The sequence below is a fragment of the Gordonia sp. GN26 genome, from assembly GCF_054823965.1.
Window position 1 is genome coordinate 1 of sequence record NZ_JSYC01000081.1, and the last position, 11,172, is coordinate 11,172.

Below are 11,172 nucleotides of genomic sequence, written 5' to 3' on the forward strand. Positions count from 1 at the left end.
CTGGTTGATGAACCACATCCGCTGCTGCGCGTACGACAGCGGTACGAGCTCGGGACGCGGATCGATGCGCTGCACCGGCGGCAGCGCGGATTCACGACCCCGGACCGCGGCGACGAGTTCACGCACGCTGGGCGCGTCGAAGACGTCACGCACCGAGACGGCGACCCCGAGTTCGTTGGAGACCCGGGCCGCGATACGTGTGGCCGACAGCGAGCTGCCGCCGAGGTCGAAGAACGAATCGGTGACTCCGACCCGATCGATACCGAGCAGTTCGGCGAAGAGCTTGGCGACGGTCTCCTCGTCGGCGGTCTCCGGCGCCACGTACTCGGCGGCGCCGAGGTCGGGCGCCGGCAGAGCACGACGGTCCACCTTCCCCGACGTGTTCAGCGGCATCGACGCCAACCGGACCCACGTCCCCGGCCGCATGTACTCGGGTAACCGCGCGGCGACGCTCTGGACGACCGCGTCGAGTTCTACGTCTTCGGGCGACAGGTACCCGGCGAGCACCTGGCCACCCGGGGTATCCACGACCGACGCGGCCGCGTGCACCACGCCGGGGGCCGCTGCGATGGCCGCTTCGACCTCGCCGAGCTCCAGTCGCTGACCGCGTAGTTTCACCTGGAAGTCGGTACGGCCGAGGTACTCGATGGCGCCGCTTCGATTCCAGCGAACCAAATCGCCGGTGCGATAGAGGCGTGTTCCGGGATCGCCGAACGGGTTGGCGACGAAACGTTCGGACGTCAGGTCCGATCGCGCCGCATAGCCGCGCGCGACCTGGACGCCGCCCAGATACAGCTCACCCGGGACACCGGCCGGAACCGGGTTCAGGGACGAGTCGAGGATGTAGGTCTGGGTGTGAGGGACGGGGACGCCGATGGGCACGTGCCGATCGCCGCGAACGACCGGCTGGGCGGTGACGTCGATGGCCGCTTCGGTCGGACCGTAGAGGTTGTGGATCTCGAGGTCGGGCAAAGCCGCCAACACTGGTTCGGCCACCGCCGCGGTGAGCGCCTCCCCCGAGGTGAACAGCGTGCGGATGGCGGTGAGTTCTCCGAGCCGGTCGCCGAGTACCTCGGTGAACGCCGACAGCATCGACGGGACGAAATGTACGACCGTCACCGATTCTGCCGCGATGAGGTCGGCGACGTACTCAGGGTCTCCATGGCGACCCGGCTCTGCGATGACCAGGGTGGCGCCGAGACCGATGGGCAGGAACAGTTCCCACACCGACACGTCGAAAGTGATCGGGGTCTTCTGGACGAACACGTCGCCGGCTGTCAGCGAGTACCAGTCACGCATCCAGCGCAGCCGGCTCGCGACCGAGCGGTGCGAGACCGTGACGCCCTTCGGTCGACCGGTCGATCCAGACGTGAAGATCGTGTACGCGGCGGTCTCTCCGCGGACGGGCGAGCGCCGGTCCGCGGCGGTGATCGGCGCCGCTTCGGGTGTGGGGCCGTTGCAGTCGACGACGCGGACCGTAGCCGATCCCTCGTAGCGATTCCGCGCTGCGTCGGACTCCCCCGCGACCAGGACCAGCCGTGCACCAGAGGTGGTGACCATGTAGCGCAGACGTTCGTCGGGCAGCTGCCCGTCGAGAGGCACGTAGTGCCCGCCGGCTTCGGTGATCGCGTGAACGGCGACCAGCAGTTCGACGGATCGCTCGATCTCGACGCCCACCGCGACCTCAGGTCCGACCCCGGCCGCGATGAGCTCACGCGCCAGGTCAGCGACCCGCGCGATGAACTCGTCTCGCGACACGCGGCGACTGCCGAAAACCAGAGCCGGGTTCGACGCGGCCTGTGTCGCAGTGTGAGTCCTGATCAGCTCCGACACGTTTCGCTGACTCTCCTCGTGGTTTTCGGTGTGTGCACCGCCGTGGTCTCCTGTGCGGGCGTCTCGGTGCTTCCAGCTGTGTTCGGCGCCGTCCCTCATCGGAGGTTACCCGTCACGAACTCGAGCAAGGTCTCCTCCGCGGGGCCGTCCGACGCGCCTCGAGACCAACCGAGGACCTCGTCCTGCTCCGCAGGGGTCATCAGCGGAGCCTCCGCCACGAGAACATTCGGCAGCGATGTCAGATGGTCGAGAACCGCGACGAACCGCTCGGCCAACCGTTGTGCGGTCTGGGTGTCGAAGAGGTCGGTGGCGTAGACGAGCCGGACCTCCCCGTCGCCGCTCCGGTTGATCCCGACGGTCACCGTCAGGTCGTACTGCGCGGGCACCACCGGCGACTCGACTGGGGTCACCGTGAGCTCGCCTGCCTCGGCGGGCCCGTCCGAGGGGCCGGCTGCCGTCTGGTCGACGACCGTCACCATCACCTGTGCCAGGGGAGCGAACGCCTGCGTGCGGACCGGCTGGACACGCTCGACGATGGATTCGAAAGGCACGTCGGCGTGCGCGAATGCCTCGAGGTCGACCGAACGCACCTCGTCGAGGAGGTCGGCGAACCGGCCGCGCGGCGCGACGGGTGTCCGCAACACCAGCGTGTTGACGAACATGCCCACCAACGGTTCGAGAGCCTGCTGTCCACGGCCCGCGATCGGGGTGGCGACCGCGATGTCATCGGTTGCCGACAACCGCGACAGCAGCACCGCGAGTGCCGCATGGACAACCATGAACGGGGTCACCCCGCGCTGACGGGCGAGTTCGTCGACCCGCGCGCTCACCTCGGCGGGCAGCGGCACCGTCGCCATCGCACCCCGGTGCGAGGCGACCATCGGTCGCGGGCGGTCGGCCGGCAGCTGCAGGACGTCCGGCGCCCCGGCGAGTTGCCGCTCCCAGTAGTCGAGCTGCCGACCGACCACCGACGTGGGGTCGTCCGGCGAACCGAGAGCATTCCGCTGCCACAACGCGTAGTCGGCGAACTGTACGTCCAGAGGCGCGAACCGCGGAGTGTCGCCGGCCGCACGTGCGAGATACGCGCTGACGATATCGCCGATCAGCGGCCGCATCGACTCGCCATCGCCGACCAGATGATGCAGCACGGCCAGCAGGATGTGCTCGTCGTCGCGCACCTTCAGCAAGCGCACCCGGAACGGCGGTGCTGCAGCGACGTCGAATCCGGAACCAGCGGCGGCCACCAGATCCTCTTCGCCGGAGGCGATCGCCCAATCCGGCTCGGCTGCAGGCGAATCCGCGGCGTGGACCAGCTGGAATGGCTCTCCGTCGACGTCCGGGAAGGTCGTCCGCAGGACTTCGTGACGGGCCACCACGTCGTGCACCGCCGCCTCGAGTGCGGACACGTCCAGGCGACCGGACAGGCGGACGCCGACCGAGATGTTGTAGGTCGGGGCCTCCGGCTCCAACTGGTTGATGAACCAGATCCGCTGCTGCGCGAACGACAACGGAACACGATCCGGACGCGGATCGACCGCGGTGACCGGCGGCAGCGCGGCGGTCTCGAAGCCGCCGATGGTTTCGGCGAGGGCGCGAACGGAACCGGCCTCGAAGACGTCGCGAACCGAGACGGCCACGCCGAGCTGCTCGGACAGCCGCGCCGCGAGCCGCGCCGCGGACAGCGAGTCGCCGCCGAGTTCGAAGAAGCTCGACGTCGCCGAGACTCGACCGGCGTCAATACTCAGGACCGCGGCGACCACGTCGGCAATTGCGGTCTCCGTGCCGGCGGCCGGCGCGACGTACTCGCCCGCTTCGAGGACCGGCTCCGGGAGGGCTCGCTTGTCGAGTTTGCCGACCGGCGTCAAGGGCAACTCATCGATCACGCTGAACGACGACGGCACCATGTACGCCGGCAACCGCCTACCTGCGAAGGCCTTCAGCTCGGACACCTCGACGGTTCCGTCGGCCGGGACGATGTATGCGGCCAGCGCTGTCGTCACCGATCCGCCGACGCCGAGGACCACCGCGGATTCGACGGCGTCGTGCTCGGTGAGCACGGCCTCGATCTCCCCAAGCTCGATGCGCAAACCGCGGAGCTTCACCTGGTCGTCGGAACGGCCGGTGTACTCGAGCGTGAGGCCGCCGGTAGCGGCGTCCGGTGTCCACCGGACCACGTCGCCGGTGCGGTACATCCGTTGCCCGGCTTGGCCGTAAGGGTTGGCGGTGAACCGTTCGGCGGTGAGTCCGGACCGATCGAGGTAGCCGCGGGAGAGCGCTCCCCCGGCCACGTAGAGCTCGCCCGGCATGCCAACGGGCACCGGCCGCAGCCGGTTGTCGAGGACCATCAGGTCCACCCCGCCGATCGGGCCACCGAGTCGGACCGGCTCGCCGGGCTGCATCGCCGCCGAGATCGTGATGCCGATGGTCGTCTCGGTCGGGCCGTACAGGTTGTGCAGCTCCGTCGCCCCGGCCCATCGGTCGACGATCGGCTGCGGCACTGCTTCGCCGCCGGCGGCGATGACGCGAAGACTCGGCACCGCGGCCGGGTCCATGGTCGAGAGCACCGACGGCGTCAGGAACGTGTGCGTCGCACCGTGTTCGGCGATGAACCGTTCCAGTGCTGCTCCGCCGACAGCTTCCGACGGCCGGTATGCGAGGGTGCCCGCGTTGACGGTGGCCAGGAGGTACTCGAGCACCGACGCGTCGAAGCTCGGTGAGGCGAACCCGAGAACCACCGGGTTGTCGCCGGCATTCAGGCGTTCGGATTCCTGGCGGGCGAAGTTCGCCAGCCCCGAGTGGGTGACCGCTACGCCCTTCGGACGGCCGGTCGAACCGGACGTGTAGATGACGTAGGCGAGGTTCGCCGGTGTCACCTCTCCGAGCCGTTCGGCTTCGGTGATCGGTCCGGCGGGCGCGGCGGCGATCTCGGCAGCCACCGTGTCGTCGTCCAGTCGTACCCAGTCGAACTCCCGGGCCGGCAGGTCGCCGGACGCGACGACCGACAACCCGAGCACTGCGCCCGAATCCTCGATCATCGACGCGACGCGCTCGGCCGGATAGTCGGGGTCGATGGGCACGTAGGCGCCACCGGTCTTCGCCACCGCCCAGATCGCGGTCAGCAGTTGAGCCGACCTGCCGATCGCGAGGGCGACGGCCCGCTCGGGTCCCACCTCGCGACCGATCAGCCAGCGGGCCAATCGATCCGAGGCCTCGTCGAGTTCCCGATAGGTCAGTCGCTCACCGGCACCGTCGACGACGGCCACGTTGTCCGGAGCGCGGCGCACCGCGGCCCGGAACAGTTCGGGCAGCGTCACCGGGTCCGTCGCGGGCCCACCGGTCACGGGGGTGAGTTCGACGCCCGCTTCAGCAGGAAGGAGCGGAATCTCGGCACATGTCGCGTCCGGGTGGTCGGCGATGGCCCCGAGCAGCCCGGTCACGACGTCGGCGAAGACCGCGACCTGTTCCGGAGCGAAGGCCGTCGGAAGGTACTTCAGCTTCAGTGCGAGTTCGGCACCGCGACGGGACGCGGAGAGGTTGAGCGGATAGTGCGTGGCATCCGACGTCTTGGCACCGACCAACTTCAGGCCACCCGCGGACGATGCGTCGATGCCGGCGACCGAATCGACGTTCACCGGGAACGACTCGTAGACCGCGAGCGTGTCGAACAGCGTCGGCAGCCCGGTCTGTGCGACCAGCATCGGCAGGCCGATCTGCTGGTGGTCGAGGACCTTCACCTTGTCGTTCTGAACGGTGGTCAGGACGTCGAGGACAGTGGCGTCGGGGTCGACGTCGACGACCGCAGGGATCGTGTTGATGAACATGCCGACCATTGATTCGATGCCCTCGATGTCCGGTGAACGGCCGGACACTGTCTCCGCGAAGGTCACCGTCCTGGTGCCGGTGAGTCGAGAGAGGAAAACCGCCCAGGCGAGCTGGACCACCGTGGCCATCGTGGTCGAGTTGTCCCGCGCGAGTGCTTCGAGGCGCTCGGTGACTTCCACGTCGAGGGCGAACTCGTGGTCACGCGGCGGCGCATCGGCGGAGGGTTCGTGGCCCGGCGCGACCAGGGTCGGCTCGGTCACCGATGCGAGAACCTCGCGCCACGCGGTGATCCCGGCGGTGACGTCGGCGGTGGCCACCGCTCGCGCGTGCTCGGCGAAATCGCGCCCGGTCGCTCCCGGCAACCCACCGGTGAAGGTCTCTCCCGTCGCATAGAGCGACAACAGATCGGCGAGCACGAGAGGGCTCGACCACCCGTCGATCAGCAGATGGTGGTTGGTGACCACGAGCTCGGCGCCCTCTCGATGCTCGACAAGCACCGCGCGGATCAATGGGGGCTCGGCCATGTCGAACGGCTTGGCCTGCTCGGCCGCCAGCACGGCCTCGACGCGACCGTCGAGGGAGTCAGGATCTTCCGCCCGTAGGTCGATCACGCTCCACGGAACGCTCACCTCTGCCGGCACCACCGTGACCGCAGCACCGCTCGGCACCCGGACGAATCCCGACCGGAGAACCCGCTGTCGTGCGAGGAGCTGAGCGAGGGCGGTCTGCAACCGCCCCGAGTCCACCTCGCCGGCCAGCGACAGCACGGTCTGTGTGACGTAGACGTCGATGGCCTCGACATCGCCCGCGACGGTTGAAGCGAGGTCTGCCTGGAAGAAGAGCCCCTGCTGCAGTGGGGTCATCGGCCAGACGTCGGCCCCTGGGTACAGCTCGGCGATCCGGTCCAGATCGTCCTGGGTGACGTCGACCCCGGGCACGTCGGCGCGACTGAGTCCGATTTCCGCGCCGCCGTCGACCAATTCGACGATCGCGCGCAATTCGTCATGCCAGCGTCGGGCAATGTCGGACGCCGCCGTCTCGTCGAGTACATCGGTGGCGTAGGTGACCTTGGCTTCGAGCCGTTTCGCTTCCCGACCGGCCGTACTGATGTTGATCCCGAAGATGCTCGGCGATCGCATCGCACCGGTGATGGTGCTCGGCATGTTCGGCCGATCGGACACTGGCAGGAAATCATCGGGAGCGGTGTCCGTGGCAGGCGCCGTGCCGCCGCCGAAGTAGTTGTACATGATTGTCGGAAGCGGGCGGTCGGCGATGTCGCCGTCCGAGTTGTACCGGAGGATGCCGAATCCCACACCACCTGCGGGACGTGACAATCGCGCATCCTTGGCCGATTTCACCGCGTGGACGACATCGCTTGAGGCGTCGACCGCGAGTGGCGTGATGCTCGTGAACCACCCGACGGTGCGGGACAGATCGATGGCGCCTTCGTCGCCGGCGATGCTCTCGTCCCGGCCGTGCCCCTCGGTCGAGACCGTGACGGGTCCGTCGTCGGTGATGCCGCTGGCGCGTTGCCAGCCGCGGACGGCTCGCGCCAGGGCGCCCAGGAGCACGTCGTCGACACTGCTTCCGAACGCCTGCGGAACCGAGGTCAGAATCGACCCGGCCACGTCGTCGACCACATACATCAGCGAGGACTCGTCGCGCCACCTGTGTAGTGCGCGATCTGCGTTGTCACCGAACGATGTCGGCGTTGCCGGTAGCTGCCGGCGCCAGTAGTCGATCTCGCCTGTGCGCGCGTCGACCTGGTTCGCGAGCAGGTGCGCGATCCGTCGCGCAGACGTCCCTTCGGGACGGAGTTCGATCGGTCGCCCGGATGTGAGCTGCGCCCATGCCGTGACGAGGTCCTCGACGAGGACAGGCCACGAGACTGCATCGACACCGAGGTGATGGATCGCGATGACCAGACGACGGCGGCCCTCGCCGTTTACCACGACGGTTCCGAATAGCGTTCCGGTTTCGGGATCGAGTGCGCCGAGCAATTGCCGATGGGCGTCGACGAGTGCCGGGTCCAGCGGACCCGCGGTGTCGATCTCCCGAACGGTCGGAACCGTGCCCCCGCCGGCGGTCATGGTCCAGTCGTCCCCGACTCGTCTAAGCACTGCGGTGAGCATCGGATGGGCGGCCGCCACGGCCTCAACGACCGTCTGCAGGTCGGACACTGCAGCGGCACTCGGCACGTTGAACACAAGCGACTGCGAGAAGTCGGCGAAGTCGGACGGCTGCTCGGAATGCTCGATCATCCATGAAGTGACCGGCGGGAGCGGCATGTCGCCGAATCCGCCGCCCGGCAGTTCTTCGATGAGCTCGACCGGTCCGCCCGAGGCCGCCGCGGCAGCTGCCATGGCGCGAATCGTCTTCAGCTCGAAGATCTCTCGGGGCGACAGATGGATACCTGCCGCCTTCGCCGCCGACGACAGCTGGATCGACATGATCGAGTCGCCGCCGAGGGAGAAGAACGACTCGGTGACGCTGATCCGCTCGTCGCCCAGCAGGCCGCCGACGATCCGGGCGAGGTTCTCCTCGGCGGGGTTCGCGGGCGCGACGTACTCGGCCGGTTCGGGGGCATGCGGTTCGGGCAGCGCGGTGCGGTCGAGCTTGCCCGCCGGGGTCAGTGGGATCTCATCGATGACGATGGCCTGGGAGGGCACCATGTGCGCCGCCAGGTGCTGAGCCGCCTCGTCGAGGACCGCGGTGCTGTCGATCGTCGCACCCGGTTTCGCGACCAGATAGGCGACGACCTCGGTGTGCTTGCGTCCGCCTCGGGTCGACTCGACGCCGACGACGACCGACTGTGCGACGCCCGGCTGGGCGTCGAGCACGGCCTCGATCTCGCCGAGTTCCACGCGCTGGCCGTTGATCTTGACCTGATGATCGGCGCGGCCGGCGAATTCGAGATTGCCACCCTTGGCCACCCGCACCAGGTCGCCGGTCGCGTACATCCGTGCACCCGGCTCACCGAACGGATCGGCGACGAAACTGACCGCTGTCTGACCAGGACGGCCGAGGTAGCCGCGCGCCAAGCCCGCGGTCGACAGATACAGTTCGCCCACGACGCCCTGCGGCACCTCGTGCAACCGTCCATCGAGGACGCGAACGGTGAAGCCGTCCACCGGCTTTCCGATTGTCACCGGCTTGCCGGCCGTCATACGCGACCGCGTCGCCCACACCGTCGCCTCGGTGGGCCCGTAGCAGTTGAAGATGCGGCGGCCGCGCTCCGACCAACGCTCGACCAGCTCCGGCGGACACGCCTCGCCACCGGTTGCCAGGTTCCGCACGTACTGTGCGCGTTCCGGATCGACCGTCGCCAACACCGACGGCGTGATGATCATGTCGGTGACCTCGTCGCGCTCCAGCACCGTCGCCAGTGCGTCGCCGGCGAAGTCGGCCTGGGGTGCGATCACCAGGGTGTGTCCCGCGGGGATGGCCCAGGCCATCTCGAACATCGACGCGTCGAAGCTCGGCGATGCAACGTGCAGGATCCGGGTATCAGGCTCGTCTTCCGGTGTGCCCGTGGTGATCTTGGCGAGCGAGTTGACGAAGTCGACGATGCCGGTGTGCGAGACACCGACGGCCTTCGGACGACCGGTCGAACCCGACGTGTAGATCAGGTAAGCCAGGTTGGTCAGCCGCACCGATCCATTGCGCTCGGTGTGGGTGATGTCGTCGCCGGACTCGGCTTCAGCCTCGAGGTCTGCGAGATCGACCCATTCGCAGGAGGATTCGCCCAGTCGAGCACGGGTGTCCGTATCGGTGATGCCGACGGTCGCGCCTGAGTCGTCGAGCATGTAGGCGATGCGGTCGGCCGGGTAGGCCGGGTCGACGGGGACATAGGCCGCGCCGCTCTTGATGACGCCCCACGTCGCGAGGACCGAGCCGATCGACCGCTCCATGCCGACCGCGACGACGTCTTCGGGCGAGACCCCGCGAGCAAGCAACGCCCGTGCGATCGCGTTGGTGCGCGTCTCGAACTCGTCGTAGTCCATCTCGGTGCCGTCGCAGATGAGCGCCGGGTGGTCGGGATCGAGGTCGCACTGGGCGAGGACGTCGATGAGCGTCCCCTCCTCGACCTCGCCGCCCCGGCCGACCATCGCGCCGGGTGTGCGAACCGGAGCGGCGGACGCGCGTGCCGGCTCCTCTCGTTCGGCACCCACGATGTCGATGTCGCCGACCGCGATGTCCTGGTTCTCGACGACAGCCGTCAAGACCCGCCGGTACACCGCGGCGAACCGCTCCACGGTGGACTCGTCGAAGAGATCGGTGGCGTAGATGAAGTCCGCGGCCATCGGTGCGCCGGCGCCTCGTGCACGGATCGCCACGGTCAGGTCGAACTTGGCGTCGGCGGTAGCCGGGCCGACCGGCTTGGCTTCGATACCGGCGGCCGCGAGTCCGGCGGTTTCCTCTTCCGCGGCTTCGGTGTAGGTGAACGCGATCTGCGCCAGCGGCTGATATGACGACGAACGTTCGGGTGCCAGCGTCTCGATCAGATCGTCGAACTGGACCTGGTCGTTGGCGAAGGCGTCGAGCACCGTCGTGCGCACACTGCCGAGCAGCTCGCCGACGCTGTCGCCGGGATCTACCTGCGTACGCAACAGCAGGGTGTTGACGAACATCCCGATGAGGTCTTCGAGTGCGGCATCGTTCCGGCCCGCGATCGGGGTCCCGATCACGACGTCGGTGGTCGAGGCGAGTCGGGCCACGGTGGCCGCGAAGGCCGCCTCGGTCACCATGAACGCGGTCATGGAGTTGCTGCGGGCGAGCGTGTCGACGGCGTCCGCGAGGTCGTCGTCGAACTCGACGGTGACCGTCGCGCCCGCCGTGCTGAGCACGGCCGGCCGTGGCCGATCCATCGGCAGGTCGGTCACCGTGGGAAGTCCGGCGAGAGAGCTGCGCCAGTGTGCCAACTGCCCGCCGAGGACGCTCGACTCGTCCGCGGCGTCGCCGAGGACGGCCTGCTGCCACAGGGCGTAGTCGGCGTACTGGACGTCGAGGCCGGGTAGACCGGTCTCGCTGCCCTCCGCCCGTGCCGCGTAGGCGGCCATCAGGTCTCGGGCGAGCACCGGGATGGACTGGCCGTCCATGGCGATGTGATGCGCCGTGATCGCGATGTGCAGACCGGCCTCGTCGCGATGGAAACGTCCGCGGATCGGCAGCTGCGAGCTGACGTCGAAACCTTCTGTGGTCGAACGGATCAGAGCGTCGATCGAATCGGCCTCGTGCCAGTCGAGCCGCTCCCGGGCCGCAGCGACGGGCAGGACTTCCTGCACCGGAGCGGCACCGACGGACGGATACACGGTGCGCAGTACTTCATGACGTGCAACGACGTCGCACACCGAGTCGAACAACAACGTGTCGTCGACGCCCCCGGACAGCGTCAGCGCCATCGGGATGTTGTAAGTGCCCGAACCCGTGTCGAACTGGTTGAGGAACCACATCCGTCGCTGAGCACGCGACAGGGGCAGCCGGTCCGGCCGAGACTCGACACGACTCACCGGCGGC

Annotated in this window: 2 protein-coding genes; both read right to left on the minus strand. The window is 68.4% G+C overall.

Annotation, left to right across the window (positions count from 1 at the left end):
- A partial coding sequence (locus OK17_RS16215; RefSeq protein WP_461418069.1) for an amino acid adenylation domain-containing protein occupies positions 1-1,758 on the minus strand: 1,758 nt, incomplete at its 3' end.
- Positions 1,759-1,928: 170 nt separating this feature from the next.
- A partial coding sequence (locus OK17_RS16220) for an amino acid adenylation domain-containing protein (RefSeq protein WP_461418070.1) occupies positions 1,929-11,172 on the minus strand: 9,244 nt, incomplete at its 5' end.